This window comes from Thioclava sp. 'Guangxiensis', assembly GCF_045348365.1.
In the GTDB taxonomy this organism is placed as follows: Bacteria; Pseudomonadota; Alphaproteobacteria; order Rhodobacterales; family Rhodobacteraceae; genus Thioclava; species Thioclava kandeliae.
This window is the reverse complement of the sequence record NZ_CP155822.1, coordinates 2,146,911-2,173,188: the sequence shown is the minus strand read 5'-3', so window position 1 is coordinate 2,173,188 and position 26,278 is coordinate 2,146,911. Positions and strand designations below refer to the sequence as shown.

The window sequence follows — 26,278 nt, the reverse complement described above, 5'->3', positions numbered from 1 at the left end:
CTAGCGTCTCCGAAGATATCTGATGCCCATGCCCGCAGGAGGCGGGCGCGGTGTATAGGGAGGCGCATCGGGATCGCCCGCCGCCTCCGGTTCTGTCTCTTGATCCGGTTCGGGCACCTCGGCCCCTGCCTCTGCCTCTGTCTCGGGCACCAGCCGCACCGCAAAGGGATTGGCCACGCCCAGCACCGCCCAGTCCGGCGGATCCTCCCAGTTGATGCGGCTCAGGCCCTTATGCTCGGCCAGCGCCAGCGCCTGCACCGAGAGATCGAGCGTCTCGTTGCGTTTGACGCCCGCCTTCAGCTCGTAGCCCTTGGGGCCACGGCGCTCGGCCAGCAGTTCGGCCAGATGCTCTTCCTCGAGCCAGTCGGGCGTGTGCTGGGCGCCGGGACCCCGCTCGAAGCGCCCCAGTGCCGCCATCACCGAATCCTTCAGCCGGTCGGTCGCCATATTGAGGAGCCGGACCGCACGGGCCTTGCGGCCCTTTGATCCCCGCGCGGGCGCGGCATACCAGACGCGGTCCGAGAGGTTCGGCCCACCCCGCCCGATCGAGAGGAACCACAGATCCCCCTCGCCCGCCTTGCGCCGGCTGCGCCAGAAGCGCTCGGCATGATCCGACCACCCTGCAGGCCCGTTGAAGTCCACCGCCACCGCGCAAGGCGAAAGCGCCCAAGGCTGGCCCTCCACCGGATAGGACCGCGCGGTGAGGCCCGCCAGCGCCCCCGCATCCTCGGCATAGCGGCCGGGATCGAGGGCGCGGAACTCGCCCTCCTCGTTGCGGGCTTTTGGGGCCCCTTCGGGCGGTTGCGCCAGCGCGAAGCGGTCGATGATCACCCGCTCGCCCTGCGCGCCCCAGGCCATGACCAGCGCCTCGAAGCGGTTGCCCTGCACATCGACCGAAGTGGTGATGAAGCGCGTCCAGCCAGGCGCGGTTTTGCGGTCAAGCCGCACCGCATGTTCACTCAGCATGGTGGTGGTCAGCTCGCCCTCGATCTGCAGCCCGTGCGGCACATAAGGCTCGCCGCGCTCGGTGAAGTAGACGCGGCTCAGCTCGGTATAATCGCCGAACTGCTCGGCCTGCCGGAGCGCGAGTTCATAGGAGGTCACGATCCCTTCCCAGCTGGCAAAGGCCGCCGCCGCCCCGTTGAGCGAATAGCTCGCCACATCGGTGGCGCGCAGATCCGGATCATCGATCGTGACCAGCGCCCGTTTGCCATCCGCGCCAACGGTCGTGCCCTCATGCAGCCAGCCGCCGCGCCCCTTCAGGATCTGGCGGTTCATCTCGTTCTTGTGGCGATGGCTGTAAAGCGTGCCGCACTGCGGGCAGCCCATCTCCGCCCTGGCGCCCGCCACCGCAGGCTCGAGCGTGTTGTCATAGCGCAGGTATTTGAAATGCGGCTCGAAGAGATCACCGCACTCGCGGCATTCCCAATAGAACCGCCCCCGCGTGCCCTCGTTATAGATCCGCACGATGCCCCCCGAGACGGGCGGCAGCTCATGCGGGTTTTGCGGCCCTGCCTTCCAGGTCTCGTCGGTCACCGGAAAGGCCGGTGTGCTCTCCAGAAGTACGCAGCCGCGCGACATGAAGGTCCGGATCCGCTGGCGCGCCATCCCGTAGGGGCTGCCCTCGGGCGCGTCTTTGGGCCCCAGCACCTGCGGCATGTGATCGTAATCGGTCAAGAGCACCAGCCGCTGCGAGCGCGAGGACAGCTGGCGCGCCACCGGATAGCCAATGGTGAGCCGCATCCCCTTGAAGCGCTTGCGCGAGAAGGTGCTGTCATCGCGGGCGCGGCCCAGCCGCTCGCGCACCATCCGGCTATGCTCGATCATCGGGTCGAGCTTCTCCTCCACCCAGGCATCGGCATCGGGCTTCGACATATGGATGATCTGCACCGGTGCCGGGGCGCACATCACCGAATGCACCGCCACCGTGATCAGCATCGTGGTCTTGGCCGATTGCGATGGCCCCACGAAACAGACCGATTTGAACTTGCGCGACTGGGTGATATCGGCGGGCTCGACCATATAGGGCGCGACCGTCCGGTCGAAGAGCGACCAGTCCGTCCCGATCGGCACCTGCATGAACTGCTCGGCCGCATCGGTCACCGAGATCCGCGAGGGCGGATCCAGAAGCGGCAGCGCATCGGCCAATAGCTCGCGCGGCTGCGTCCAGGCGGGCAGCGGCGGGATGTTCAGCACCGACGCCCCGCGATCCATCATCTCGACCATATCCTACAGCCCCATCTCGTCCTGACGGTATTCCGCCAGATCTTCCACCGCGCCCGTGCCAAGGATCGAGCGCTCGATCCGCTCGCGCATCTTCATCACCACCTTGTCGCAGCGCGCCTCGACCTTCGCGACCTCCTCGACCCCGAGGCCAAGATCGCGCTCGAGATGGTCGGGCATCGTGCCCAAGGCCGTGGCCACCACCCCGATCAGATCCTCCAAGAGCTCGGACACCCGCGCCGCGCGCACCAGCTCGCCCCGCTGCTCGGCCACGCGGTTGCGGTGATACTCGGCCTCGGACCATTCGCGCAGCTGCTTGGCGGTCAGCCCGCCCTCTTCCTCTTCCTGCTCCTCATCGAGGTTACGAAAGGCCAGAGACGCCTGCATCGCATGCGCCTCGCGCGAGGCCTTGGTCGCGCGGCTCTGTTCATCCCGCGTCCTACGCCAGGCATAGCAATGCGAGAGCTGGAACTCGTAGGAGACGCCGTTCTGACCCGCTGTCAGCACCGGCATGCCTTGGCCGACCCATTTGGTGACCGAGTTCTCCGAGACATTGAAGGCGATGGCGAGCTGCGCGCGGTTCATCACCCCATCCGACAGCCCGTCGGGCAGCGGATAGAGCGCGGTATCGAGCACGCTCCCGTCCGCCAGCGTGACAAGCGTATCCATGGGATCACCCCTTCGGTGAAGAATAACAACAACAACCCCAACCCCACCTGCGGGAAACGCCAGAACAGGTGAACGTCACGGGGTGCGAATTACCCGCATGCGGGAAAGGGCCTGGAAGGACCCGTGGGCTTGGTCGGCCTTGGGCAGGGCCGATCGGCCTTACCCGAACCGTTTGGCGATCATCTTGGCCAGCGTCCGGCCCAGATGCGCCGGCAGCCGCGTCTCATAGATCCGCTCGGCCTCGGCGAAGAAGCCGAGGCGCTTGTGATAGACCGGCACCTTGTCCGAGAGGATCGCCACCCGCTCGGCAATACCCGACGCATCGCGCTTGTAGATGTCCTGCGTGAGCCCCGCCTTGGGCACGAAGTAGCGCGCCCGTTTGGGTTTGCGTTTGCGCGAGGCCGTGGACGCGTTGGCCGCGCGGTCCCGCTGGGCATTTAGCGCAGAGAGCACCTGATTGCGCTCCCCCGTCGACCAGTTGCCATAGGCATCGAGCCGCGCCCCCTCGGCAGGGATCACCGACTGGATAATGCCTTCAAAGGCGAGGTTTTGCGCCAGAAGCTTCTCGAAGCCCGTCTGGCCCCGCGGCCCGCCCTCTTCCTGCACCTTCAGGTAATGGCGCCGGCCAATCACCGCCCGCTCCTCGACCGCAGCCTCCAGATCGGAACTGCGGGCTTTGCGAACCCTAAACGCGTTTTGCGTGAACCGCGTGGGCCGGTCGAAGACCACCGTCATCCGCTCCGCCACCTGCGCTCGCGCCTCCTCCACCGTATCATTGAGCGCCCAAGTCGAGGCGATCACCACATCGCGCTTGGCCAGCGTGTCGAGTGCCGTGGTGAAGCCCGAGACGTCGAGGATGGGGCTAGGCATCTCGGAACCATTCGGGCGAGTGCGGGAAGATCACCTCCTCGGCCTCTAGCTCGGCATTGGCCGGCAGGAGGCGCGAGACATTGAAGACCGCGCACCCGCCGATCAAGCCGAAGAAGCGCAGGACAAGATAGCCGATCGGTCCCTCCGGCCCGACCATCCGGCAGCACCATTCATTCGTGGTCTCAACCGGCGCGACAGCCGAAGCCTTGAAAGAGAGGCGCATCCGCACCCCTCGCCCATCCTCCGACGGGTCGAACCATACCCGTTCAACCTTATGCATATCGCCACCGATGTCTGGAAATGGAAAACGCCCGCAAGGTCTTTCAACCTTCGGGCGCTCGTGTGGTGACTGCAAAATGTCAAATCGGACTGATGCAGTCAACTCCTATTTCTCCACGGAGAGAGCACAGGCTGGGCGCTGGTAACGATGATGGTGTCAAGATAGCCAGGAACGCGAAGCTGCGAAGCCACCTCAAGAAGCGCACCACACCAATCGAGATAGGCTCGACGGCGCTTTGCTGTCTCCGAACCGCCCCCCACGAAAGAGATCGGGCAGCATCGACTGCCAACCTTCCGCAGGTTGCGCGACCGAGCCGAGCGATAGGACCAGTCATCACCTTTAGCCTCGAGCGCAATCGATGCGCCCTCTTTGTCGAAATCCCAACCAACCGGCACCACATGACGGCGCGCAGATCCCCGCCAATCCGGCGCAGTCCCTGCACGCGCATGGGTCGCCACCAGCACCGCCATCTTGCGCCCGAACATCGGGTTCAGCTCCAGCGCCTCGACCGCTGCCGCGATCATCGCCGCGTCGGGATGCACATGCGGCGCCAGGCCAGCGCCACCGCCATCGACGCGGCAGCCGAGCTTGGCCTGCTGCATCATCCGCCATTCGGGCGAGACGCCCACGCGATCAAACTCATGCGCCCCGCTATGGTCGAAATCCATCCGCGCATTCTCCGGCCCGAAGGCCCATTCCAGCGCCGAGCGCACACTCATCACCCGAGGCCCCGCCGCCACGATCCGGCCCCGCCGCACATCCGTCATCATCATTGCTCTGCCCCTGCCAGCTTCGCGATTTTCTCGCATTGGTTCATCGCAACCCGCCGCCGGTGGCGGAAGGCCATGTCGTCATCGGAGACCTGCCGGCCCGCGGCCATGTTCTCCTCGATCAGCATCAGGCGGCGCAGATTTTCCCGGGCCTTCTCGCGCAGCTGGCTGGCAGCAAAAGCGTTTGGCCAGCGGCGGGTATCCTTGACCGCGCGGCGCAGTTCGGGGGCCCAACCATCGCGCAGGGCCTCGCGCCCCATCGCGCTTGCAAAGACCGCGCGCATCAGCGGACTGCCGGTCTCTTCGGGCGGATCGATCTCGGCGGCTTTCTTCAGGATCTGCGCTCCTGCCCAGATCCGATCACCACGCGCCCCGCCCGGATGCGCGACGATCTCTTCCTTGAGCGCATCGAGATTGATCTCGGACATATAGGCAAGCTTGCCGCTCACCTCCTCGATCATCTCCTCGAAGCCTGCCTTCGTCACGGTCGAGGGCCGCCCGAGCCCCAGCCGCATGAGCGGCTCGAAAAGCACCGCCCGCACACGCTTCTCGCCGGTCGCCTGTTCCACACTGTCCATGTCACCGCTCCTTTCTCAGCAATGGCCGAAAGCCCGCCGCGAGCGGGACGCTCAGGGCGGTGCGATCCGGTATTTCTCTTTTCTTTTCATCTCTTTTCTTCTCCTTTCGGCGGTTACAGAAACCGCGCAAAAAAAGGGAAGACAGCCGGATATTCACGGAAAATTCCGTGTCATTTCCGTTTTGATCCGTGATTTTCCGTAACCGTTCCGGAATATTCTGTAACCGTAACAGAATATCACTGATTACACAGAAACCCCGCATCACCCTTGGGCCTCCATGAACTCGTTGAGAGCCTGCCGCACCAGCGCCTCGCGCCGCTGCTTGCCGGGGTAATGCTCCTCCAGGAATGCGTTGAACCTATCGAGGAACATCGGGTTGTTCATCAGCTGCCCTGCCCCGATCCGCTCCTTGATCATCGCCTCGAGATCCTTGAGCTGCTTGGCCACCTTGCGGTTCTCGGCATCGGCGGCATTGCGGCGCTTCGACTTCAGCGCCTCCTCGGCCACCTCGGTCACCACGTTGTGGGCATAGCGCACCTCGCCATTGTCACAGCGCACCTTGTACCAGCCGTGAAGCGGGGTAATGTCGCGTTCGCAAAGCTGCTGCCAGCGCTCGAGCGTGATCCCCAGCGCCTTGGCCAGCAGCCGCTCATTCGTGGGCAAGGTGCCAACCGGCGTCTCGTCATGCGCCTCGCAGAAGAGCTGGAAGCCATACCAGCCCACATCGGGCTCGGCCAGTTGGCGGAACTCGCTCTTGCGCCAGCGTTTGAGGTTCCACTGGATAAAGAAATGGCTATCGAGCCGCTCTTCGGCGGAGATCGGATAGGATGGCATGCTGTTATCGCCCACCACCGTAAAGCTGCGTTCCGCACCCATCACATTACCCCTTTCGCTTCGACCATGACGGGCACCCCATGCGAGGCGGCCCATTGCACATCGGCCCAGATTTGCGGGCAGCTTGCCCAGCCACGGCAGGCGGGCACCCAGAGCGCGCCAGCCGCATTGCGGAGACCTGCGACCTGTTTGGCCCAGCCGACCGGCTCGTTGATTTTGAGATGCATATCGACCTCGAGCATCGCCGCCCCGAGGATCACGGGCGAGACCGCCCAGATGCCCAGGCGCGACAGCTCGGCACAGGCCCGCGCCGCCGAGAGCGCGTCGGCTTCGGTGACTTGGCAGAGATCGAGGCGGACAGTCGAGGTCACATACACCGGCTTGCCGCCTGAGCGCCCGACAACCTCCGAAGGCCCGACCCCAAAGACGATCGGGCCGGACCAGTCCTGCGGTTTGACCGAATGCGACAGCGCGGCCCATTCATCAAACGGGGCGCCCATCACCTGCCCCCCTTCGTCTGGATCGTCTGCATCAGGATCGCGCGAAGCCCGGTCATCTCGGTGATCGATTCATCGACTTCCGGCAGCGCTATTTGTGCGTCTTCCCACCGGCCAGACCGCGCGGCCTGCAAGGCAAAGAAGATCGCCTCGCCATTTTCCTTGATGGCATCGGCGCAGGCGCTCGTAAGCTCCTCCATCACTGCCACCTCGACCGGCTGGAACACGCCGCCCGCAAGCGCCGCGAAATGGCTTGCAAGAATGGCCGCCGCTGCGGGGTCCATCCGCGCCATGCGGTCGAGGTAGTTCACCCCCAATCCGCCCGGACGATCCTCGCGCATCTCGGTGCCATAGCTCAGGACCGAAGGCGCGAGCCCCGTAGCGGCAGAGGCCTTCCGCACCCCGCCAAACACGTCATAAACGTCCGACACCACATCTTGGATCGAACCGGCCTCAACAGGGCGCATGTGAACCTCCGGAAAAACTGTTCGCTAGGAACTGGACGCGACCCGCGTCACAAGGAGAGCATGGATTGGAAAAATCAGATTTCAGCGGGGAAGCTCGCATCATGCAGCCTCCCCGTTTTTTGGAGAGACCCAAGAGCCCGCCATAACTGCACCTTTAGTGAGGTCTTGTATCTTCACAGCAATGGTCAAAGAGGGAAGTTTTCGACCGCGCAGAAGATCACTCAGGTACCCTTTGGATACCCCCAGACTCCCTGAAAAGTCTGTTTGGGAAATCTGATGTAGAGAGAGATATTCTTTGAGCGTCATCATAAACAACGTTCTCCCACAGAGAACACCGTCAAGTCAACGTGAAGTTTTCTGTCAGCGAACAGTTCGCTCACGGATTATCGATTTTTCAAACCGCATAGATGACAATCAATGCATGAAAATCGACATCAAATCAGCGCTTGAAAAGCGCAACATGAGCCAACAACAGCTCGCCGACGCGATAGATGTCGGAAAAGGCTATCTATCGGAGATAGTGAACGGCAAGAAGAAGCCCTCCTTTGATGTACTCGTACGAATACTAGAGGCTTTGGACGCGGACATATCCGAAATAGCCACCACCCGCCCACCGATCGCGGTGCCCGGATATGCCGGTGCGGGCGACGAAGTCTCGCTAGTAGATGACTACGTCAAGGGCAACGGAATGTATAAAATCCAATGCCCACCACAAATTTCGCCAAAAGGCATAGTCGCCGTTGAGATCAGGGGCGACTCCATGGAGCCAGCATATTCATCAGGCGATATCGTACTATTCTCTAGGGACACCCACGATGGCGTACCGACAGAGGCCATCGGCCGCAAAGTAATTGCGGAGACTTCCGATGGCATGATTTGGCTTAAATATATGAAGGAAGGGACCGAAGCCGGCACATTTAGCCTCCTATCCCTAAACCCAACGGGTCGGAACCTTCACAATGTTCATTTGAAATGGGCAGCACCAGTTCGCTTCCATATTCCAAAAGATCTAGTCAATAAGCAGTAGTCGCAAATCCATCCAGACCACCGGATGCCGCAAGGCCACTACTAAAACACCCCCATTCAATAATTTTTTCAAGATACCCACCCATCCCGCAGAAAGGCCCGCTGATAGCGGGCCTTTCTGCTTAGCCGCGGTACGTCATCCCATACGAATCAATTTGTTCTCTGTTGGAGAACTTTATTGTTGACCGTTAGGTTCTCTGTGTGCGAACTATCTATTTATCGGCAGCGACACATGAGCCTGCCGCCCCTCAGGATGGAGCCGCGCTATGCAGACGTTTTACCAGACCACCAACTCACGGAAGCCCCTCGCGGGCATCGTCTGCGTCTGCGCGGCTCTCCTCCTGCTGCTGATCTATCTCGACCCCATCGCGCAGATGACCTGCGCCCGATGGCAGGCCGAGAACCCCGCTTTCTGAGATCGGTTGCCTGTCTACTGCTCGCAACCCAACTGCCGGGCGGTGCTCTGCCTGACACTGCCCGGCCTTTTCATCCGGAGCCCCCGCAGTGAACGCCATGACGCCGATCCCCCTAGACACCGAGACGCCCGAGCTCCTCGCCCGCACGGCCCATAGCATCAGCCGCACCAATGCGGGCAAGCCGCCGACGAAACCCGATGCGGATTTCAAGGCAGCCGAGGACAAAGCCTATCAGGTGACCGGCGACGAACTGCGCCAGTTCATTGAGCAGTTCGAGAGCCTTGCCGCCGAGAAAGCCGATATCGCCAAGCAGCAGAAGGACGTGATGGCCGAGGCCAAGGCCCGTGGCTACGACACGAAGATCCTCAAAAAGATCATCGCTCTGCGCAAGCGCGACAAGAACGACATCGCCGAAGAAGAGGCGATCATAGACATCTACAAGCAGGCGCTCGGGATGGACTGACGGCATCCGGCCCCACCCCCTTTCCTCCCGGGGCCCGATACGGGGCGGCGCTTAACACCCACCAGCGCCGCCCTAAGATCCCGAGCTTCGGCCAGCGCCCTTTAGGCCCTGCCCCAAGTTCAGGAATTCGGCGTGTCCCACGCGCGCCGGACAGGCGGACGCGGCAACCAGTTCGGAGGCCTGCCGCGTCCGCCGACCATCATGAAAGGAAACGCGATGACCGCATCCACCAGACGCAACCTCGCGGCGGCAGCCGATGCCTATCACGAGCACATCAACCGTAACCGGAGCCTCTACGTCATGGGCTGCCCCTCCGATCAGGACAGGATCGGCGCTTTGCGCGCGATTGCCCGCGAACACGGCCTGACGATGGAGGAGCTCTGCCCGCATGTGGGTGTATGCGCCGGAAACATCTGTGCCGGCCACAGCCCCGCCGCCCGCGCGGCCCTGAGCCTCGGCGCGCCAAAGAAAACGCCCTCATTCTGATCTTTCAGCACCCGCCTCTGCCCCGAGCCGTATATCTTGCGAGAAGACACCATGACCTTTGCATCCTGCGCTTGCTCTGCGCTCACAGCCGTCCCTACGATCGACCCCATCAGTGGAATTGACGCATGACCGAACATTCGGAAGACCTCAGCCTCGAAGAGTTCACGCGCCGGTTCACGATCGCTGCGATCAAGCTTGCAGGATTCGAGACATTCGAGGATGGCAGCACGGTGGCCGCTTACTGCAAGGAAGCCGCTCCGGGCTATTTCAACGACCCGCTTGCCCGACCGGAGGGCCCCGAGGCCTGCGCGCTCGAAGACATGCGCTACTGGGGAGAGGAATAGATGGGCAAACCCGATTTTCCGGCCTTCATGCGCGATGCCACCGCCGCCCGCTTCTGCGACATGAAGACCTCCGAATTCAATGCGCTCGTCGCGCGCGGCGCGCTGCCCGCCCCCGGACCGCTCGGCCGCTGGGATCGCGAGTCACTGGCGGCCGTCCTGCGCGGCGACAATACCAAGCCGAAAGACGAATTCGACCTATGAAGAAGCCCGACCTGCCATATCTCACAGCAAAGAAAATCAGGGGCAAGGAGCGGCTGTTCTACCGCACCACCTGGCTCGAGGGCGGCAAGCGCCGCGAGCGCTATATCGAGATCACAGCCGATCCCAATACGCCGGAATTCATGGTCGAATACTGGTCCATCCGGTCGGGAAAATCCCCGAAGGTCAGACGGCAGCTCGTCAAGACGAGCTGGCGGGTCCTGATCACCGAATACAGGTCGAGCCCGAAATTCCGCAAGCTCGCCCCGCGCACGAAACAATCCTACAATATCTGGCTCGAGAAGATCCTTGCCAAGAATGCCGACAAGGATGTGCGGGACATGGACCGCGCCACCGTGCGGGCGATGCAGCAGAAGTTGAAGGACACGCCGCGGCAGGCCGACTGGTTCGTCCAGATCGTGCGGATCCTGTTCAACTTCGCCGCGAAGCAGCTTGACTGGAATGTCAGAAATCCGGCGGAGGGCATCGACCTATTCGGCAAGCAGCGCGAGTTCGAACCGTGGCCGGAATGGATGGTCGAAAAGGCCAGAGCCGCGCCGGAGAATGTCCGCACGATCATCGAGCTGATCCTCGGCACGGGGCAAAGGCCGAGCGCCGCCATCGCGATGCGCCGCGACCAGTTCGAGGGGGACATCATGACGGTGACCGACGAGAAAGGCGATGAGGCCTATCAAGTCTACTGCCCTGACGGGCTGCGAAGCTATGTCGAGGCCTTGCCGATTCGAGGGCGCCATCTGGTCCCGAAGAACATGAGCCAGGCAATCAGCTACAGCGCGGCCGAGAAAGCTTTAAGCGCCTGGCGCGCGACGCTCGGAGACGAGGCGAAACCCTTCACCCTGCACGGGCTGCGCAAGCTGTCGATCGTCCGGCTGGCCGAAGCCGGCTGCACCGATGCGCAGATCCAGGCCATTACCAACCAGTCGCCCCAGATGGTGGCCTATTACCGCAAGAAAGCCAGCAAAAAACGCCTGTCGAAAGCGGCCCACAAGCTTGCGGAACAGAACAGGGACAGAACATGAAAGTGGGAACCGGATTGGGAACGGCGGGGAGCGCGGCGCTCGACCCTATTGCAAACCAACCTGTTTTTCATTGAATTTCAGATTGGTACGGGCGGCCGGACTTGAACCGGCACTCCTCTCGGAAGCGGATTTTGAATCCGCCGCGTCTACCATTCCACCACGCCCGCAATGCAATGTGCCAAGCCCTCTTACTGGGCTTCACAACCTTAGTCAACGCGGAGATCTTCAAAACGGCTATGGAAATGATTTTTCTGTCGAATACCGGCCAGATACTGCCCTATCACGAAGGTTTCCCCCGCAAGCGCTTGACCACCTGCAGCGGACGGGGCATCCCTTAGCGAGGCTGTATCAGGGGGCATTATGATCCGTCGTCTCTATGACTGGATGATCGCGATAGCGGGGCATCGCCATGCGCTTTGGGCGCTGGCCGCGGTGGCATTCCTCGAAAGCTCGATCTTCCCGATTCCGCCTGACGTGCTGATGATCCCGATGATCATCGCCGCCCCTACCAAAGCCTTCCGGATCGCGCTGGTGGCCACGATCGCCTCGGTGACGGGCGGGCTGGCGGGCTACGGCATCGGTTACGGGCTGATGGACAGTATCGGACAGCCCGTGCTCGAATTCTATGGCAAAGCCGATAAGTTCGACGAGCTGGCCGCGGGTTTCAATGAATACGGTGTCTGGGCGGTGATCATCGCGGGCGTGACCCCTTTCCCGTTCAAGGTGATCACGATCTTCTCGGGTGTCACCCATCTGTCGCTGCCGCTCTTCGTCGCCTCGTCGATCTTCGCCCGCGCGCTGCGCTTCTTCATCGTGGCGGGGCTGTTGTGGAAATTCGGTGAGCCGGTGCGCACCTTCATCGAAAAGCGCCTCGGCCTTGTCTTTACTGTCTTCGTCGTCCTGCTGATTGGCGGGCTCTATCTGGTGAAATATCTATGACCCATTCCCGCCTCTCCATCCTCTTCGCTTCGCTTGGCTCGGCCGCCCTTCTCGCCGGAGCGTTCCTCTTTCAGGCTTCTGGCTTTGCGCCCTGCCATCTGTGCCTGCTGCAGCGCTGGCCCCATGCTGCGGCCATCGTCATAGGGATCGCCATCCTCGCGCTGCGCCTGCCGCGCCAGTTCGCGTGGCTGGGCGCAGTTGCCGCGCTGGCGACCGCAGGCATCGGCGCCTATCACTCACTGGTCGAGCGGCACATTATCCAAGGCCCTACCAGCTGCACCTCGAGCGGCGTCTCGGGTTCGGTCGATGATCTCATGGCGCAGATCAACTCCGCCCCGCTGATCCAGTGCGACCAGATCTCCTGGGAGATGTTCGGCGTGACCATGGCCAATCTGAACGTGATCCTCTCGCTCGTTCTGTGCCTCTTCTGGATTCGCGGTGCACTGGGCGCGAAACGCTGAACCCCACACCGCTTTACCTGACCCGACGGCCCGGACAGGCCGTCGGGTTTTTCTTTGCCCACTCATCGGGGTTTGGAAGTTGCATACCAGCCCTCGGGCGCGCTATAAGAAGGTCCAACAAGATCTAGAAGAATTGAGGCGCGCGTGAACGATACTCCCGATACGCCGGACACCGAGGAAAACGGGGCGGGGCGCCCCTCCTCTGAACAGTTTCCCATAGTCTCCATCGCGTCCGAGATGAAGACGGCCTATCTCGATTACGCGATGAGCGTAATTGTATCGCGCGCGATCCCTGATCTGCGTGACGGCCTCAAGCCCGTGCACCGCCGCATCCTCTATGCGATGCATGAGACGGGCAATACGCATGACAAGCCCTATCGCAAATCGGCGCGTCCGGTGGGCGACGTGATGGGGAAATACCACCCCCATGGCGATGCCGCGATCTATGATGCGTTGGTCCGCATGGCCCAGCCCTTCTCGATGTCGCTGCCGCTTCTGGATGGTCAGGGCAATTTCGGCTCGATGGATGGCGATAGTGCCGCCGCCATGCGCTACACGGAAGTCCGCATGCAGAAGGCCGCGGCCTTCCTGCTGGCCGATATCGAGAAAGACACCGTCGATTTTCAGGACAACTACGATGGCAAGGACCGCGAGCCGGTCGTCCTGCCCGCGCGGTTCCCGAATATGCTGGTCAATGGTGCGGGCGGTATCGCGGTGGGTATGGCCACCAATATCCCGCCGCATAACCTGGGCGAAGTGGTCGATGCGACCCTTGCCCTGATCGACAATCCCGATATGTCGACCGAGGCGATCATGCAGATCGTCCCCGGCCCCGACTTCCCGACCGGCGGTTTGATCCTTGGCCGTAGCGGTGCGCGCAAGGCTTACCTTGAGGGCCGTGGCTCGGTGGTGATCCGCGCCAAGACCCGCATCGAGGAGGTTCGCAAGGACCGTTTCGCCATCGTGGTCGACGAGATCCCCTATCAGGTCAACAAGGCCTCGATGATCGAGAAGATCGCCGAGCTGGTGCGCGACAAGCGCCTCGAAGGCATCTCCAACATTGCCGATGAATCCGACCGTGTCGGTGTGCGCGTGGTGATCGAGCTGAAGCGCGATGCGACGCCGGATGTGGTGCTCAACCAGCTCTACCGCCTGACGCCTTTGCAAACCTCGTTCGGCTGCAACATGCTGGCGCTCAATGGCGGCCGCCCCGAGCAGCTCACCCTGCGCGATTTCCTGTCGCATTTCATCACCTTCCGCGAGGAAGTGGTCGCGCGTCGCACCGCGTTCGAGCTGCGCAAGGCGCGCGAGCGCAGCCATGTGCTCTGCGGTCTCGCCGTGGCGGTTTCGAATGTGGACGAGGTCGTGGCCACGATCCGCTCCTCGGCCGATGCGGCCGAGGCCCGCGAGCGGCTGATGACGCGGCGCTGGCCCGCACATGATATCGTCGAATATCTGAAACTGATCGATGACCCGCTGCATCCGGTCAATGATGACGGCACCTACAACCTCTCCGAGGTGCAGGCCCGCGCGATCCTCGATCTGCGCCTGCAGCGCCTGACCCAGATCGGGGTGAAGGAAGTCACCGACGAGCTGGCGGAACTGGCCGAGAAGATCAAGGATTACCTCGCTATCCTCGCCTCGCGCGAGCGGATCATGGCGATCATCTCTGACGAGCTGCGCGAAGTGCGCGAGCTGTTCGCCGTCCCGCGCCGCACCGAGATTGCCGATTTCATCGGCGATATCGACGACGAGGATCTGATCGAGCGCGAGGATATGGTCGTGACTGTGACGCAGTCGGGCTATATCAAGCGCACGCCGCTGGCCGATTTCCGTTCGCAGAAACGCGGTGGCAAGGGGCTGTCGGGCGGCGGTCTGAAGGATGATGATGCGGTGACCACGATGTTTGTGGCCAATACCCATACGCAGCTACTGTTCTTCACGACCGAAGGCATGGTCTACAAGATGAAGACTTGGCAGCTGCCGGCCGGTTCGCGTGCCTCCAAGGGCAAGGCGATCGTCAATATTCTGCCGATCCCTGCGGGCGTCTCCATAGCCGCCATCACGCCGGTGGACCGCGACGAGGCCGAGTGGGACGATCTGCAGATGGTCTTTGCCACCTCGGCAGGCACCGTCCGCCGCAACCGCCTTTCGGATTTCACCAATGTCATGCGCAACGGCAAGATCGCGATGAAATTCGAGGGCGAGGATGCGGGCATGCGCCTGATCAATGCCCGCATCTGCTCGGAAGATGATGATGTGATGCTGGTCACGGCCAAGGGCCGCGCGATCCGCTTCCCCGTACCGGAAGTGCGGGTGTTCAACTCGCGCGCCTCGACCGGTGTGCGCGGCGTGAAGCTTCTGGGCGATGACGAGGTCGTGTCGATGTCGGTCATCCGGCATTTCGAGGCAGATCCGCAGGAACGTGCGGCCTATCTCAAACAGCGCCGTCTCATGGCGGGTGTCACCGAGGAAGACGGCGTCGAGGCCGACGAGGATGAGGAAGCCGTCGAGGGCGGCCAGCTCTCGCCCGAGCGCTATGCCGAAATGTCGGCGGCCGAGGACCTGATCCTGACGATTACCGCCAAGGGCCTTGGCAAGACCTCCTCGAGCCATGACTACCCCGTGCGCGGGCGTGGGGGCATGGGCGTCACCGCCTTCGAGAAGAAGATGCGCGGCGGCGATCTCGTGGCATCCTTCCCTGTCGAAATGGGAGACCAGATCATGCTGGCCACCTCGACCGGCCAGTCGATCCGCTGTCCGGTGGACGGGATCTCCTTCCGCTCGCGTGGCGCAGGCGGTGTGCGGGTCTTCAATACGGCTGTCGGCGAGACGGTGGTCTCGGTCGCCCGTATCGCCGATCAGGGTGATGAGGATGGCGAGGACCTGCCAATCACGGAAACGTCACAGACTGACGATACGCCACCCGCTGACGGCGCTTCCGAAGACGAGTAAAACCAAGGGCAGGCACAGCGATGTGACCTGCCCTTTCCTTTACGGCTTACCAGAATCTGTGGCGCAAGATCACAGACCAACGAGCAGAGTAGACATATGAAAAAGACAGCCATCCTCGCCCTGCTGGCAGGGTTCGCGCCCATGGCCTCCCATGCGGCCGATATCGTCGGCGCCAATGTCGGCGCTTCACATTTCAATTATCTCGACGCGGATTCGCGCGACCAGTCGCGCACCAACATCGGTGGGCAGATGGAAGTCGGCTTCACGCCGCAATTCTCGCTTCAGGGCGATATGGCGCTCAATCGCTACTGGGATGACAGCTGGGATGGCCATACCACCGCGCTCCATGCCATCTACAATATGAATGGCATGATGAAATTCGGTGCGCGTGCCGGTTTCGAGCGGATCGACGGCGATGATTACACCACGCTGGGCGTCGAGTATAAGGGCGATTATGGCATGTTCTCGGTGGAGAGCGCCTATAATCACGTCAAGAGCGATGATGCCGATATGCAGGGCAACCTCTATAATGTCTCCGCAACCATGCCGCTGAATTCGCAGGTCAAGGTTGGCGGCCGCCTTGATTATTACGACACCGATGATGTTACGGGCCGCCGCTATGCGGCCACCGGTGAATATGATCTGGGCAATGGCTATGCGATGACGGGCGAGCTGGGCTTCAACGATGCCAATCATGATGATGCGGAAAGCTATGTAGGCATCGGCCTGCGTGCGGATCTGGGTCAGGGTGGTGTGAGCTTCAGCGATCACAGCCTGTCGGATCTGATCGTCGGCCACTGAACGGGCGATCTGCGCAAGATCAGGGGCGGCCCTCTTGGGGGTCGCCTTTTCATATGCAGAAACTGGTGATCCCTGTTTCCGCTCTGGCCTATTACAGCCTGCAACCAGCGCGGGTAGAAGGATGCCGTCCCTAGCCTCGAAAGGTTTGTGTAAAAACCGATAGAAAGGTTCTTTTTGAGGGGCTTTTTTTTAATCGAATATCAAAATGTTCCTGCTCTTTTCGAGGCGTGACCGGGAGGGCGGAGATGAATCTCTATCATTGTATGATCGAATTGAATTCGGGCAGTAAGGCGCTGGCTTTTGCTGCGGCAGCCGATGGCTGGTATGGGGCTTTGCAGGAGCGCGGACTGATCCGCTCGTGGCGGCTGATGCGGCGCAAGCTGGGGCTCGGGGCCGATGGTCAGGCCGATTTCCTGCTGGAGATTGAGGTGACGGATATGGCCATGCTCGAGGAGGCGTTCCGCGCCGTGGGGCATGGCGACGATGCGCTGGCTCATAAATATGACCTGATGCATGGTATGATCGCCACAAGCAGCGTGGGGCTCTACCGCGAGTTCCCCGACCCGGAGCGCCGCGAGCGCATCGCGCTGATCTGAGGGTCCCGCGCGGCAAAGCGGCATCGAGCCCCTTCACCGCGCGCGGGATCGGGCCTGTGGCCCGCCCCGAGGGGGCCTTGTGTCTCCTCAACGCTCCAGTTGGCTTGGCCACGAGAATGTCTCTTTTCAAATTACCGGCTTTGGCCTAGACCCGCGCCATGACAGATACACTCCATATCCTTGGCGGCGGCATGGCCGGTTCCGAAGCCGCGTGGCAGGCCGCATCCGCAGGCGTGCGTGTCGTGTTGCACGAGATGCGCCCCACCGTTGAAACCTTTGCCCACCGCACCGGTGATTTCGCCGAGATGGTGTGCTCGAATTCCTTCCGCTCGGATGATGACGAGCAGAACGCCGTGGGGCTCCTGCATTGGGAAATGCGGGCCGCGAACGGTCTGATCATGTCGATGGCCGATCGTCACAGCCTGCCCGCAGGGGGCGCGCTGGCCGTGGACCGCGATGCGTTCTCGGCAGGTGTGACCCGTGCGATCAAGGATCACCCGCTGATCGAGACGCGCTATGGCGAGATTACCGAACTGCCCAAGGACGGGCATTGGATCGTGGCCACCGGCCCGCTGACCTCGGGCGCGCTGGCCGAGAGCATCCGCCTCGAGACCGGTGCCGATGCGCTGGCCTTCTTTGATGCCATCGCCCCGATCATCTATTTCGACACGATCGATATGGACACGGCCTGGCTGCAATCGCGCTATGACAAGGGCGAGACCGAAGAGGAACGCACGGCCTATATCAACTGCCCGATGACCAAGCCCGAATACGAGGCCTTCATCGATGCATTGCTGGCCGCCGACAAGACCGAGTTCCATGATGGCGAGACGGCCAAATATTTCGATGGCTGCCTGCCGATCGAGGTGATGGCCGAGCGCGGACGCGAGACGCTGCGCCATGGTCCGATGAAGCCTATCGGCCTGACCAACAGCCATAAGCCCGAAGAGAAAGCCTATGCCGTCGTGCAGCTGCGCCGCGATAACGCATTGGGCACGCTATATAATATCGTAGGCTTCCAGACCAAGATGAAATATGGCGCACAGACCGAAGTGCTGCGGATGATCCCGGGCCTGCAGAATGCGAGTTTTGCACGGCTGGGCGGCATCCACCGCAATACCTTCATCAACTCGCCCACGCTTCTGGATAATCAGATGCGACTGAAATCGCGCCCCAATATCCGCTTTGCGGGGCAGATCACCGGCGTCGAGGGCTATGTGGAATCCTCGGCCATGGGGCTTCTGGCAGGCCGGATGGCCGCCGCCGAGATCCTTGGCCGCGATCTGCCGCCGCCCTCATACGAGACCGCAATGGGCAGCCTTGTGAACCACATCACTGGTGGCGCGGAGGCCAAGACCTTCCAGCCGATGAATGTGAATTTCGGGCTTTTCCCGCCGGTCGAGGCGCGTGGCGGGCGGCGCGGCCGCAAGGACCGCTACAAACTCTATACCGACCGCGCGAAAGAGCAGTTCACCGCGTGGCTTGACGCCCAGCCCAAGTGAGGGCCGATGCGCACGCGGTTTGCTCCCTCGCCCACGGGGCTTCTGCATCTGGGGCATGCCTATTCCGCGCTTCTTGCGTGGGATAGGGCGCAGGCCGAGGGCGGCGTCTTCCTCCTGCGGATCGAGGATAACGACACGCAGCGCTGCCGCCCCGAATACGAAGCAGTCTGCCACGAGGATCTGCGCTGGTTGGGGCTGTCATGGCCCGAACCCGTGATGCGGCTCTCGGACCGGCGCGAGACCTATCAGGCCGTGATCCATGATCTGATCAACCGCGGGCTGGCCTATCCCTGTGCCTGCACGCGCCGCGATATCCAGGAGGCGCTGTCTGCACCGCAGGAAGGAGTGAGCGCCCCCCATCTCTATCCGGGCACCTGCCGCCACCGCAAAGGCGAATATCCGCAGGAGGGCGATGCGGTGCGGCTGGATATGGCGGCGGCACTTGGCTCGATCCAGCATCCGCTGACATGGGAAGAAACCGGCCTTGGGGCGGGACAGCATGTGCTCGACCCTGCCCGCCTGCTGCAGGACCATGGCGATATCGTCCTGATGCGCAAGGATATCGGCACGGCCGCCTATCATCTGTCGGTGGTGGTCGATGACGCCGAACAAGGCATCACCGATGTCATCCGTGGGGCGGACCTTGCGGAGGCGACGATGCTGCACCGGCTGTTGCAGGCGGTGCTGGAGCTGCCCACGCCGCGCTACCATCACCACCGACTGATCCGCGACGAGAATGGCAAGCGGCTGGCCAAGCGCGATGATGCGCGCGCCATCTCGCTTTACCGCCACGAGGGCGCATCGCCCGCCGAGATACGGGCGATGGTCGGACTTTAGTCGTCCATCGGCTCGGAGGTGATGACCTCGTGGCCATTCTCGACCAATGTATAGAAGCAGCTGCGGCGGTTGGTGTGGCAGGCCGGCCCCTTTTGCGTGACCTTCATCAGCAGACAATCACGGTCGCAATCGATGCGCAGCTCGACCAGATGCTGCATATGCCCCGAGCTCTCGCCCTTGGCCCAGAAGCTCTGGCGCGAACGCGACCAATAGGTCACATGGCCGCTCTCGAGCGTCTTCGCGAGGCTTTCGGCATTCATCCATGCCATCATCAGCACCTCACCATTCTCGGCATCCTGGGCGATGGCGGGGATCAGACCATTGGCATCATATTTCAGGCTGGAAAGATCGAGCGACATAGGGGTTTCCTCTGCAAGGTGAAGGCCCTATCTATCGCAAACGGAAGTAAGGGGAAAGACCATGAGCGACGGCGATCTGTTCAAGCTGTATTCGCAGCGCATACTGGCGCTGGCGGCCGATATTCCCCATACCGCCCCCCTGCCCGCCCCCCACCACACCGCCAAGAAACGGGCCCCTCTGTGTGGCTCGACGGTCGAGGTGGCGCTTGATCTGAAGGATGGACGGATCGCGGGTTACAGCCAGAATGTGCGGGCCTGCGCGCTCGGTCAGGCCTCTGCTGCGATCTTCGGTCAGAATGTTATCGGCCGCTCCCGCGCCGAGGTGCAAAAACTGCGCGACGACCTGGCACTGATGCTGGCTGGCCAAGGGCCGGTGCCAAACACGCCCTTTGGCGACTACGAAGTTCTGACCGCGGCTCAGGACTATCCCAACCGGCATGGATCTATCCTGCTGGCACCCGATGCCACGTTGATGGCCTTCGATCAGGATTAACGGCTTCTCAAAGCTTCTCTGAAAGGCTCCTCCCATAAGTGTGGAGGCGCTTTTTGATGAATGATCTGTCCTTTTCCGCGAGTGAGGCCCGTCCTGCGTCGGATGATCTGAGCCAGATCGGGCGCGAAGCGATTACGCTTGGGCGCGAGATCGTCGAGATCGCAGCCGCACTGGATTTGCTCGCAATGGCGGCCGCAGATCAGAGCACCCATCTGGCTGCCGCCGATCGGGCCGCGCATACTATCCAGTCGGCCAATGAGAGCGTGCTGAGCGGCATCAGCGCCGTGTCCGATGCCGCAGAACGCACACAGAGCAATGTCACAGAGACCGCAGCCCAGATGCGGAAGACGGCGGAGCACGCGCATAAGATCGCTGGCTGGGTTACCTCGGTGGCCACACGCATGGCGGATATCGGCCAGACGCTGGCGCAGGTGACATCACAAAATAGCAGCATCCGGCAGATCGCCACGCAAGTGAACATCCTCGCCATCAATGCCAAGATCGAAGCCGTACGTGCAGGCGATGCGGGGCGTGGCTTTGCCGTGGTGGCCGAGGCCGTGAACGAACTCTCGCGCAAGACAGCCACTACGGCGGACGGGATCAGCAATGCGATCGAGGGCTTGGACCGCGGCATTAAAACCCTGCGTAACGAGGCAGAAGCTATCACCAATGATGCCTCTCAGGTGCTCAGCGGGACCGAAGAAACCGATCGCGCGATGGCGCGCATGACGCAATCAGTCGGCGAGACCCGTCAGGCCATATCGGATATCGCACAACGCACCGCTGAGGTCAGGGAGGCCAATAGCCGCTTCGGACCTGCCTTTGCCGCGATGACCAAGACAATGCGCCAGGGTGCGGATCAGGTGACGCAGGCACAGGGCCGCGCCAATGCGCTGATCACCGTTGGCGAAACCATTGTGCAGCACTCCGTCCGGCTTGGCGGAGCGATTGAAGATGCCGCGCTTATCAGGTTCGTGCAGCACGAGGCAGCACGGGTCAGTGACCTGTTCGCCACGGCGGTGGCCAATGGGCGTATCGATATGGCCGCCCTCTTCGATAGGCAGTATCAGCCCGTCGCGGGTAGCGATCCGCTGCAGGTCATGACGCGCTTCACCGGTTTCACCGATGAGGTTCTGCCGCCCATTCAGGAAGCGGCTCTCGAGATAGACCCGAAGATCGTGTTCTGCGCCGCCGTGGACCAGAACGGTTATCTGCCAACCCATAACCGAAAATTCTCCAAACCACAGGGCCAAGATCCCGTCTGGAACGTGGCCAATTGCCGGAACCGCAGGATCTTCGACGACCGGGTGGGCCTGCGCGCGGGCCGTTCCACCGCGCCCTTTGTTCTGCAGATCTACCGCCGCGACATGGGAGATGGGAACTTTGTTCTGATGAAAGACCTCTCTGCGCCGATCACCGTCAACGGACGCCACTGGGGCGGCTTGCGTATCGCCTATGCGTTCTAGGTGAAGAAAAAGCCGCCATCGGGGAGATGGCGGCAAGTCATGCGCTTTGAAGGCATCCTTGGTGTGATGAGGCATCGTTCAGGCAAACGATAAGGATGCGGCCCGCGGGGACAGTGCGGCCAAAGCGCGAGGCAGAAGAGCTTTAGAAAAGCCCCGGAAGGCACAGAAGACCGAAGAAGGTCACACAAATCGACGCAACACCAAGCACGTCGGACACAAGATTATCGCCCTCAATCATCGAACCGATTTTACGAAGCATTCTGTAACCTCCTTACATCTGTTGCCACTTTGTTCTCACTTAAATGAGAACAAGTAAAGAACATTTTTAGAAAGTTTTAGATTACCCTACGGAAATAAGACGGATGGCACGATCCTGTTCCATCAGCCAGAGCAAGGTGCGCGCTGCGCGCCCGCGCTCACTCTCGAGCGTCGGGTCGCGTTCCAGAAGCGCGCGCGCATCCGTCTGTGCGGTGGCCATCAGCCCTGCCTGACGTTCGAGATCGGCCACACGGAAGCGCGGCAACCCCGATTGCGCCGTGCCGATCATATCGCCCGCGCCCCGCAGCGCGAGGTCTTCCTCGGCAATGCGGAACCCGTCCTCGCTATCGCGAAGCACCTTCAGACGCCGCTCGCCGGTTTCGGTCAGCGGCGCACGATACATCAACAGACAGGTCGAGGCCGCAGCCCCCCGCCCCACGCGCCCGCGTAGCTGGTGCAACTGGGCCAGCCCGAAGCTCTCCGCCCGCTCGATGACCATGATCGAGGCATTGGGGACGTTCACCCCCACCTCGATCACCGTCGTCGCCACCAGAACCCGCTTGGCCCCCGACACGAACTCCGCCATCGCGGCATCTTTGTCGGCAGGGCTCATCTGACCGTGGACCAGCGTCACCACCTCATCGCCAAGCGTCGCGCGCAGATGCTTGAACCGCTCCTCGGCGGATTGCAGATCGGATTTCTCGCTTTCCTCGACCAGCGGGCAGACCCAATAGGCCTGCCGCCCCTCCTCGACCGCGCGCGCCAGATGTGCGGTGACCTCGGCCAGCCGCTCGTCGGCGATCAGCGCGGTCTTGACCGGCGTCCGTCCGGGTGGCTTCTCGTCAAGGATCGAGACATCCATATCGCCATATTGGGTCAGCGCCAGCGAGCGCGGGATCGGCGTTGCGGTCATCACGAGGATATCCACCGCCTGTCCTTTGGCCCCCAATTCCATGCGCTGTGCCACGCCAAAACGGTGCTGTTCATCAATCACCACGAAACGCAGATCGTGGAACTGCACATCTTTCTGGAACACCGCATGGGTGCCGAGCAGAATGTCGATCCGCCCTGCGGCCAGATCCTCGAGCTTGGCCGCGCGATCCGACCCCTTGTCACGCCCAGTCAGCAACTCGACCCGGATGCCCGCCGCACGCGCCATGGGGCCGATCCCCTCCATATGCTGGCGCGCGAGGATCTCGGTGGGCGCCATCATCACGGATTGCCCGCCCGCCTCGACCGCCGTAACCAGTGCGAGCAACGCCACCAGCGTCTTGCCTGCGCCCACATCACCCTGCAAAAGGCGGTTCATCCGCTTGTCCGATGCCATATCGGCGCGGATCTCGGCCACGGCGCGGCTCTGCGCCGCAGTCGGGCTATAGGGCAGCGCCTTCAGGATGCGCGCCGCGATCCTGCCGTCGCCCTGCGTGACACGGCCCGGCTTGCGCTTGGCAGTGCGTCGCGCCAGCGCCAGAGTGAGCTGATGGGCGAAGAGCTCGTCATAGGCCAGCCGCAGCCGCGCGGGCGATTGCGGCATACATTGTGCCAGATCCTCGGGCGCATGCGCCCCGTGCATGGCCTGCGCCCAATCGGGCCAGCCCTCACGCGTTTTCAGATTGGGGTCGATCCATTCGGGCAGCTCCGGCAACAGCTCCAACGCGCCGGCTGAGGCTTTGCCCATCACCTTCTGCGTGATCCCCGCCGAAAGCGGATAGACCGGCTCGAAGCGCGGGATGTCCTTTACCTCATCGGGCAGCAGGATAAAATCGGGATGCACGATCTGCGCGCGGCCCTCATAGATCTCGATCTTGCCCGACACGATCCGGCGCTCGCCCAAGGGCAGCTGCTTCTGGAACCACTGGTCATTGCCACGGAAGAAGACCAGCGTGATCTCGACCTCGGCATCTTCGACAATCACCCGCGAAGGCGCCCCCGCCCGAGATGCCTTGATATGGCGCAGCACGGTGACCTCGGTCGTGACCACCTGCCCATGCGGCATGCCATTCACCGTCGGAACCGGCCGCCGGTCAATGAGGCTGTAGGGCAAAGTCAGCAGCAGATCGCGGGGCTTCTCGATCCCCGCCTGCGCCATGGTCTGCGCGAGCTTCGGGCCGATCCCCGGCAGGCTTTCAAGCTTGCCGAAGAGCGGAAACAGGATCTCGGGACGCCCTGCCATCAGCCCTGTCCGGCAAGCGTGAGCCACTCGTCCTCATCGATCACCCGCACACCCAGATCGGCGGCTTTGGTGGCCTTCGATCCGGCACCAGGCCCCGCCACAAGAATGTCGGTCTTTTTTGAGACCGACCCCGCCACCTTCGCCCCCAGCGCCTCGGCCCGCGCCTTGGCCTCCGAGCGCGTCATCTTCTCGAGCGTGCCGGTAAAGACAATGGTCAGTCCCGCAACCTCGCTATCGGCTTTGGGCTTTTCGGCTTCCTGCACATCCAGCTCGGCAATCAGCCGGTCGATGGAGCCGCGCTCGGCCTCCTGATGGAAAGTGCTCACAACACTTTCGGCCAGAACCTTCCCGACACCGTCGATCCCCATGAGATCCTCCCATGCGGCATTGCCTTCGGCAGCCTGCGTCATCGCCTCCTCGAAAGCGGTCCAATTGCCGTAATGGCGTGCCAGCAGCGTGGCGGTCTGCTCGCCCACATGGCGGATGCCGAGCGCGAAGATCACCCGCGCCAGCGCGATCTCGCGCCGATCGTCGATCGCATCGAACAGCTTGAGCGCGGATTTCTCGCCCCAACCATCGCGGTTTTTCAACTGCCGCACCTGACCCGGCCCGTAATTCGCGCGCAGACGGAAGATGTCGACCGGCTCCCTGACCCAGCCATCCTCGTAGAAAGCCTCGACCTGTTTGGCACCCAGCCCGTCGATATCGAAGGCCGCGCGCGAGACGAAATGCTTGAGCTTCTCGACCTGTTGGGCCGGACAGATCAGGCCGCCCGAACAACGGCGCACCGCATCGCCTTCCTCGCGGATCGCGTCGGACCCGCATTCGGGGCAGTGATGCGGGAAATCATAGGGCTGAGCGTCCTCGCTCCGGCGGCTCAGATCGACATCGGCAATCTTCGGGATCACATCACCGGCGCGATACACCTGCACCCAGTCTCCCTCCCGGATATCACGCCCGCCACGGATTTCCGCCCCCCTGGAATCGCGCCCTGCGATGTAATCCTCGTTATGGAGCGTGGCATTGGACACCACGACACCGCCGACGGTCACCGGCGTCAGACGGGCCACGGGGCTAAGTGCGCCGGTGCGACCGACCTGAATCTCGATTTTCTCGAGTTGGGTCCAGGCCAGTTCGGCAGGGAATTTATGGGCGATCGCCCAACGCGGCGTGGTCGAGCGGAAGCCCAGACGTCCCTGCAATGCAAGCTCGTTCACCTTGTAGACGACGCCGTCGATATCATAGCCCAGAGCGGCGCGATCCGCCTCGATCGCGTGGTAATGCGCGATCATCTCCTTTGATCCGGTGCAGAGCTTCGTAAGCGGATTGGTCGAGAAGCCGAGCTCGGCCAGACGCTCGATGGCGCCTTTCTGCGTCTCGGCCAGCGGGGCCGAGAGCACGCCCCACGCATAGGCGAAGAATTTCAGCGGGCGGCGCGCGGTCACCTTGGGGTCGAGCTGGCGCAGGGAGCCTGCGGCCGCGTTGCGCGGATTGGCAAAGCGCTTGTCGCCACGCTCTTCCTGCGCCTCATTGAGCGCCGCGAAATCGGCATGGCCCATGTAGACCTCGCCGCGCACCTCCAGAATATCGGGCGCGCCCTGCAGGCTCTTCGGGATATCGGGGATGGTTCTGGCATTCTCGGTGACGTTCTCGCCGGTCTCGCCATCACCGCGAGTGGCCGCATAAACCAGTTTTCCCTGCTCGTACCGGAGCGAGAGCGACAACCCGTCGATCTTCGGCTCCGCCGTAAACGGCAGGGGCGCGTCGGCGGCAAGTCCCAGATATTTTCGGATACCACGGACAAAATCCTCGACATCTGCGTCCTCGAAGGCATTGCCGAGGCTCATCATTCGTTGTTCATGGCGGATCTTGGCAAAGCCATCAGCGGGTGCCGCGCCGATTTTTTGCGTCGGGCTATCCGCGCGACGCAACTCCGGAAACGCCTCTTCGAGGGCAAGAAGACGACGCTTGAGCGCATCATAATCCGCGTCGGAAATCTCGGGGGCATCTTCGGTATGATAGGCCTGATTGGCCTGCCCGAGCTTTGCCGAGAGCTCCTCCACCTCCTGCACAGCGGCCTCTTTAGTCAAATCACCGATGGGAGTGGCGGAAGTCGTCATGGGCGGGGTCCTGTGTCTAAGCTCGATCGCGCGCCCCACAGATATGATCTTCTCCTGCCCTCGTCCAGCGCATCGCAGGCACAAAGCCGCACCCTATGACGTCCGCGGCGCTCTTCGTTAATGGCGTTAACCAAAAGAAAAAGCCGCACTTTCGCGC

29 protein-coding genes and 1 tRNA gene are annotated in these 26,278 nt (G+C 62.3%); 16 read left to right on the top strand and 14 right to left on the bottom strand.

All coding sequences use genetic code 11. The features are described 5' to 3' along the window. The 10 genes from ABEB22_RS10765 to ABEB22_RS10720 all read right to left on the bottom strand — a co-directional run bounded on the left by ABEB22_RS10765 (position 1) and on the right by ABEB22_RS10720 (position 7,497). Positions 1-2,226 (bottom strand): terminase gpA endonuclease subunit, encoded by a 2,226-nt coding sequence (locus tag ABEB22_RS10765; RefSeq protein ID WP_406870263.1) that lies wholly within the window; start codon positions 2,224-2,226, stop codon positions 1-3. A gap of 3 nt (positions 2,227-2,229) precedes the next feature. Then, positions 2,230-2,892 carry a DUF1441 family protein gene (locus tag ABEB22_RS10760; RefSeq protein WP_406870262.1) on the bottom strand — a complete coding sequence of 221 codons (663 nt, stop codon included), beginning with the start codon at positions 2,890-2,892 and terminating at the stop codon, positions 2,230-2,232. Between the two features lie 159 nt (positions 2,893-3,051). Next, on the bottom strand, positions 3,052-3,762 hold the full coding sequence (locus tag ABEB22_RS10755; RefSeq protein WP_406870261.1) for a hypothetical protein: 711 nt from the start codon (positions 3,760-3,762) through the stop codon (positions 3,052-3,054). Next, positions 3,755-4,042, bottom strand: coding sequence for a hypothetical protein (locus tag ABEB22_RS10750; RefSeq protein ID WP_406870260.1), 288 nt, complete (start codon positions 4,040-4,042; stop codon positions 3,755-3,757). Before ABEB22_RS10750 ends, ABEB22_RS10755 begins: the two co-directional genes overlap by 8 nt. Before the next feature lie 98 nt (positions 4,043-4,140). Further along, positions 4,141-4,815, bottom strand: coding sequence for a hypothetical protein (locus ABEB22_RS10745; protein ID WP_349295793.1), 675 nt, complete (start codon positions 4,813-4,815; stop codon positions 4,141-4,143). Then, the gene (locus tag ABEB22_RS10740) at positions 4,812-5,390 is read right to left on the bottom strand and encodes a hypothetical protein (protein WP_406870259.1); all 579 of its coding nucleotides are present in this window, start codon (positions 5,388-5,390) and stop codon (positions 4,812-4,814) included. The genes ABEB22_RS10745 and ABEB22_RS10740 overlap by 4 nt, the downstream gene beginning before the upstream one ends. Positions 5,391-5,651: 261 nt before the next feature. Next, complete coding sequence (locus tag ABEB22_RS10735; protein ID WP_339112875.1) at positions 5,652-6,266, bottom strand: hypothetical protein; 615 nt, start codon at positions 6,264-6,266, stop codon at positions 5,652-5,654. Beyond that, positions 6,266-6,724 (bottom strand): DUF1937 family protein, encoded by a 459-nt coding sequence (locus tag ABEB22_RS10730; protein WP_406870258.1) that lies wholly within the window; start codon positions 6,722-6,724, stop codon positions 6,266-6,268. Before ABEB22_RS10730 ends, ABEB22_RS10735 begins: the two co-directional genes overlap by 1 nt. Continuing rightward, on the bottom strand, positions 6,724-7,188 hold the full coding sequence (locus ABEB22_RS10725; RefSeq protein ID WP_406870257.1) for a hypothetical protein: 465 nt from the start codon (positions 7,186-7,188) through the stop codon (positions 6,724-6,726). The genes ABEB22_RS10730 and ABEB22_RS10725 overlap by 1 nt, the downstream gene beginning before the upstream one ends. 99 nt (positions 7,189-7,287) lie before the next feature. Beyond that, the gene (locus tag ABEB22_RS10720; protein WP_350939129.1) at positions 7,288-7,497 is read right to left on the bottom strand and encodes a helix-turn-helix transcriptional regulator; all 210 of its coding nucleotides are present in this window, start codon (positions 7,495-7,497) and stop codon (positions 7,288-7,290) included. A 112-nt stretch (positions 7,498-7,609) separates the two neighbouring features. Here ABEB22_RS10720 and ABEB22_RS10715 point away from each other — a divergent pair, with 112 nt between their 5' ends. The 7 genes from ABEB22_RS10715 to ABEB22_RS10685 all read left to right on the top strand — a co-directional run bounded on the left by ABEB22_RS10715 (position 7,610) and on the right by ABEB22_RS10685 (position 11,161). Continuing rightward, a complete protein-coding gene (locus ABEB22_RS10715) occupies positions 7,610-8,215 on the top strand; it encodes a helix-turn-helix domain-containing protein (RefSeq protein ID WP_406870256.1) in 606 nt (201 codons plus the stop codon). A 265-nt stretch (positions 8,216-8,480) separates the two neighbouring features. Then, complete coding sequence (locus ABEB22_RS10710) at positions 8,481-8,630, top strand: hypothetical protein (protein WP_339112267.1); 150 nt, start codon at positions 8,481-8,483, stop codon at positions 8,628-8,630. A 157-nt stretch (positions 8,631-8,787) separates the two neighbouring features. After that, complete coding sequence (locus ABEB22_RS10705; RefSeq protein ID WP_406871145.1) at positions 8,788-9,093, top strand: DUF2312 domain-containing protein; 306 nt, start codon at positions 8,788-8,790, stop codon at positions 9,091-9,093. A gap of 216 nt (positions 9,094-9,309) precedes the next feature. Continuing rightward, complete coding sequence (locus ABEB22_RS10700; protein ID WP_406870255.1) at positions 9,310-9,579, top strand: hypothetical protein; 270 nt, start codon at positions 9,310-9,312, stop codon at positions 9,577-9,579. 125 nt (positions 9,580-9,704) lie between these two features. Beyond that, positions 9,705-9,923: a hypothetical protein gene (locus ABEB22_RS10695; RefSeq protein WP_406870254.1), complete on the top strand. Its 219-nt coding sequence runs from the start codon at positions 9,705-9,707 to the stop codon at positions 9,921-9,923. After that, on the top strand, positions 9,924-10,124 hold the full coding sequence (locus ABEB22_RS10690; RefSeq protein ID WP_350939133.1) for a hypothetical protein: 201 nt from the start codon (positions 9,924-9,926) through the stop codon (positions 10,122-10,124). Next, positions 10,121-11,161, top strand: coding sequence for a tyrosine-type recombinase/integrase (locus tag ABEB22_RS10685; protein WP_406870253.1), 1,041 nt, complete (start codon positions 10,121-10,123; stop codon positions 11,159-11,161). The genes ABEB22_RS10690 and ABEB22_RS10685 overlap by 4 nt, the downstream gene beginning before the upstream one ends. Positions 11,162-11,244: 83 nt before the next feature. Here ABEB22_RS10685 and ABEB22_RS10680 read toward each other — a convergent pair. Next, positions 11,245-11,328: transfer RNA gene (locus ABEB22_RS10680), tRNA-Leu, on the bottom strand. Positions 11,329-11,521: 193 nt separating this feature from the next. Here ABEB22_RS10680 and ABEB22_RS10675 point away from each other — a divergent pair. The 7 genes from ABEB22_RS10675 to gluQRS all read left to right on the top strand — a co-directional run bounded on the left by ABEB22_RS10675 (position 11,522) and on the right by gluQRS (position 19,252). After that, positions 11,522-12,100: a YqaA family protein gene (locus ABEB22_RS10675; protein ID WP_339112926.1), complete on the top strand. Its 579-nt coding sequence runs from the start codon at positions 11,522-11,524 to the stop codon at positions 12,098-12,100. After that, positions 12,097-12,561, top strand: a complete 465-nt coding sequence (locus ABEB22_RS10670; protein ID WP_339112927.1) for a disulfide bond formation protein B — start codon at positions 12,097-12,099, stop codon at positions 12,559-12,561. The genes ABEB22_RS10675 and ABEB22_RS10670 overlap by 4 nt, the downstream gene beginning before the upstream one ends. A gap of 144 nt (positions 12,562-12,705) precedes the next feature. Beyond that, positions 12,706-15,516 (top strand): DNA gyrase subunit A, encoded by a 2,811-nt coding sequence (gyrA, locus tag ABEB22_RS10665; protein WP_406870252.1) that lies wholly within the window; start codon positions 12,706-12,708, stop codon positions 15,514-15,516. 96 nt (positions 15,517-15,612) lie between these two features. Beyond that, positions 15,613-16,317, top strand: a complete 705-nt coding sequence (locus ABEB22_RS10660; protein WP_339112928.1) for a porin — start codon at positions 15,613-15,615, stop codon at positions 16,315-16,317. A gap of 245 nt (positions 16,318-16,562) precedes the next feature. Beyond that, positions 16,563-16,913 (top strand): DUF6614 family protein, encoded by a 351-nt coding sequence (locus ABEB22_RS10655; RefSeq protein ID WP_339112929.1) that lies wholly within the window; start codon positions 16,563-16,565, stop codon positions 16,911-16,913. Between the two features lie 158 nt (positions 16,914-17,071). Then, positions 17,072-18,415, top strand: a complete 1,344-nt coding sequence (gene trmFO / locus ABEB22_RS10650; RefSeq protein ID WP_350937571.1) for a methylenetetrahydrofolate--tRNA-(uracil(54)-C(5))-methyltransferase (FADH(2)-oxidizing) TrmFO — start codon at positions 17,072-17,074, stop codon at positions 18,413-18,415. A gap of 6 nt (positions 18,416-18,421) precedes the next feature. Further along, positions 18,422-19,252 carry a tRNA glutamyl-Q(34) synthetase GluQRS gene (gluQRS, locus tag ABEB22_RS10645; RefSeq protein ID WP_406870251.1) on the top strand — a complete coding sequence of 277 codons (831 nt, stop codon included), beginning with the start codon at positions 18,422-18,424 and terminating at the stop codon, positions 19,250-19,252. On the opposite strand, the gene hisI is transcribed toward gluQRS, so the two are convergent. Continuing rightward, complete coding sequence (gene hisI / locus ABEB22_RS10640) at positions 19,249-19,611, bottom strand: phosphoribosyl-AMP cyclohydrolase (RefSeq protein WP_339112932.1); 363 nt, start codon at positions 19,609-19,611, stop codon at positions 19,249-19,251. The genes gluQRS and hisI overlap by 4 nt on opposite strands. Positions 19,612-19,672: 61 nt before the next feature. Between hisI and ABEB22_RS10635 the strand changes: the two genes are divergently transcribed. Both ABEB22_RS10635 and ABEB22_RS10630 read left to right on the top strand, forming a co-directional pair. Further along, positions 19,673-20,104 (top strand): iron-sulfur cluster assembly scaffold protein, encoded by a 432-nt coding sequence (locus ABEB22_RS10635; protein WP_406870250.1) that lies wholly within the window; start codon positions 19,673-19,675, stop codon positions 20,102-20,104. Positions 20,105-20,160: 56 nt separating this feature from the next. Beyond that, the gene (locus ABEB22_RS10630; protein ID WP_406870249.1) at positions 20,161-21,570 is read left to right on the top strand and encodes a methyl-accepting chemotaxis protein; all 1,410 of its coding nucleotides are present in this window, start codon (positions 20,161-20,163) and stop codon (positions 21,568-21,570) included. 340 nt (positions 21,571-21,910) lie between these two features. Here ABEB22_RS10630 and recG read toward each other — a convergent pair whose 3' ends face one another. Both recG and ligA read right to left on the bottom strand, forming a co-directional pair. Then, positions 21,911-24,001: an ATP-dependent DNA helicase RecG gene (gene recG, locus ABEB22_RS10625; RefSeq protein ID WP_406870248.1), complete on the bottom strand. Its 2,091-nt coding sequence runs from the start codon at positions 23,999-24,001 to the stop codon at positions 21,911-21,913. Beyond that, entirely contained in the window at positions 24,001-26,121 is a 2,121-nt protein-coding gene (ligA, locus tag ABEB22_RS10620) for an NAD-dependent DNA ligase LigA (protein WP_406870247.1), read from the bottom strand. Before ligA ends, recG begins: the two co-directional genes overlap by 1 nt. Positions 26,122-26,278 lie beyond the last annotated feature (157 nt).

What these genes read in the sequence shown, in the direction of transcription:
- ABEB22_RS10765 (WP_406870263.1), bottom strand. Translation starts at nt 2,226, where the DNA reads ATGGTCGAGATGATGGATCGCGGGGCGTCGGTGCTGAACATCCCGCCG.
- ABEB22_RS10760 (WP_406870262.1), bottom strand. Translation starts at nt 2,892, where the DNA reads ATGGATACGCTTGTCACGCTGGCGGACGGGAGCGTGCTCGATACCGCG.
- ABEB22_RS10755 (WP_406870261.1), bottom strand. Translation starts at nt 3,762, where the DNA reads ATGCCTAGCCCCATCCTCGACGTCTCGGGCTTCACCACGGCACTCGAC.
- ABEB22_RS10750 (WP_406870260.1), bottom strand. Translation starts at nt 4,042, where the DNA reads ATGCATAAGGTTGAACGGGTATGGTTCGACCCGTCGGAGGATGGGCGA.
- ABEB22_RS10745 (WP_349295793.1), bottom strand. Translation starts at nt 4,815, where the DNA reads ATGATGATGACGGATGTGCGGCGGGGCCGGATCGTGGCGGCGGGGCCT.
- ABEB22_RS10740 (WP_406870259.1), bottom strand. Translation starts at nt 5,390, where the DNA reads ATGGACAGTGTGGAACAGGCGACCGGCGAGAAGCGTGTGCGGGCGGTG.
- ABEB22_RS10735 (WP_339112875.1), bottom strand. Translation starts at nt 6,266, where the DNA reads ATGGGTGCGGAACGCAGCTTTACGGTGGTGGGCGATAACAGCATGCCA.
- ABEB22_RS10730 (WP_406870258.1), bottom strand. Translation starts at nt 6,724, where the DNA reads ATGGGCGCCCCGTTTGATGAATGGGCCGCGCTGTCGCATTCGGTCAAA.
- ABEB22_RS10725 (WP_406870257.1), bottom strand. Translation starts at nt 7,188, where the DNA reads ATGCGCCCTGTTGAGGCCGGTTCGATCCAAGATGTGGTGTCGGACGTT.
- ABEB22_RS10720 (WP_350939129.1), bottom strand. Translation starts at nt 7,497, where the DNA reads ATGATGACGCTCAAAGAATATCTCTCTCTACATCAGATTTCCCAAACA.
- ABEB22_RS10715 (WP_406870256.1), top strand. Translation starts at nt 7,610, where the DNA reads ATGAAAATCGACATCAAATCAGCGCTTGAAAAGCGCAACATGAGCCAA.
- ABEB22_RS10710 (WP_339112267.1), top strand. Translation starts at nt 8,481, where the DNA reads ATGCAGACGTTTTACCAGACCACCAACTCACGGAAGCCCCTCGCGGGC.
- ABEB22_RS10700 (WP_406870255.1), top strand. Translation starts at nt 9,310, where the DNA reads ATGACCGCATCCACCAGACGCAACCTCGCGGCGGCAGCCGATGCCTAT.
- ABEB22_RS10695 (WP_406870254.1), top strand. Translation starts at nt 9,705, where the DNA reads ATGACCGAACATTCGGAAGACCTCAGCCTCGAAGAGTTCACGCGCCGG.
- ABEB22_RS10690 (WP_350939133.1), top strand. Translation starts at nt 9,924, where the DNA reads ATGGGCAAACCCGATTTTCCGGCCTTCATGCGCGATGCCACCGCCGCC.
- ABEB22_RS10685 (WP_406870253.1), top strand. Translation starts at nt 10,121, where the DNA reads ATGAAGAAGCCCGACCTGCCATATCTCACAGCAAAGAAAATCAGGGGC.
- ABEB22_RS10675 (WP_339112926.1), top strand. Translation starts at nt 11,522, where the DNA reads ATGATCCGTCGTCTCTATGACTGGATGATCGCGATAGCGGGGCATCGC.
- ABEB22_RS10670 (WP_339112927.1), top strand. Translation starts at nt 12,097, where the DNA reads ATGACCCATTCCCGCCTCTCCATCCTCTTCGCTTCGCTTGGCTCGGCC.
- ABEB22_RS10660 (WP_339112928.1), top strand. Translation starts at nt 15,613, where the DNA reads ATGAAAAAGACAGCCATCCTCGCCCTGCTGGCAGGGTTCGCGCCCATG.
- ABEB22_RS10655 (WP_339112929.1), top strand. Translation starts at nt 16,563, where the DNA reads ATGAATCTCTATCATTGTATGATCGAATTGAATTCGGGCAGTAAGGCG.
- trmFO (WP_350937571.1), top strand. Translation starts at nt 17,072, where the DNA reads ATGACAGATACACTCCATATCCTTGGCGGCGGCATGGCCGGTTCCGAA.
- gluQRS (WP_406870251.1), top strand. Translation starts at nt 18,422, where the DNA reads ATGCGCACGCGGTTTGCTCCCTCGCCCACGGGGCTTCTGCATCTGGGG.
- hisI (WP_339112932.1), bottom strand. Translation starts at nt 19,611, where the DNA reads ATGTCGCTCGATCTTTCCAGCCTGAAATATGATGCCAATGGTCTGATC.
- ABEB22_RS10635 (WP_406870250.1), top strand. Translation starts at nt 19,673, where the DNA reads ATGAGCGACGGCGATCTGTTCAAGCTGTATTCGCAGCGCATACTGGCG.
- ABEB22_RS10630 (WP_406870249.1), top strand. Translation starts at nt 20,161, where the DNA reads ATGAATGATCTGTCCTTTTCCGCGAGTGAGGCCCGTCCTGCGTCGGAT.
- recG (WP_406870248.1), bottom strand. Translation starts at nt 24,001, where the DNA reads ATGGCAGGGCGTCCCGAGATCCTGTTTCCGCTCTTCGGCAAGCTTGAA.
- ligA (WP_406870247.1), bottom strand. Translation starts at nt 26,121, where the DNA reads ATGACGACTTCCGCCACTCCCATCGGTGATTTGACTAAAGAGGCCGCT.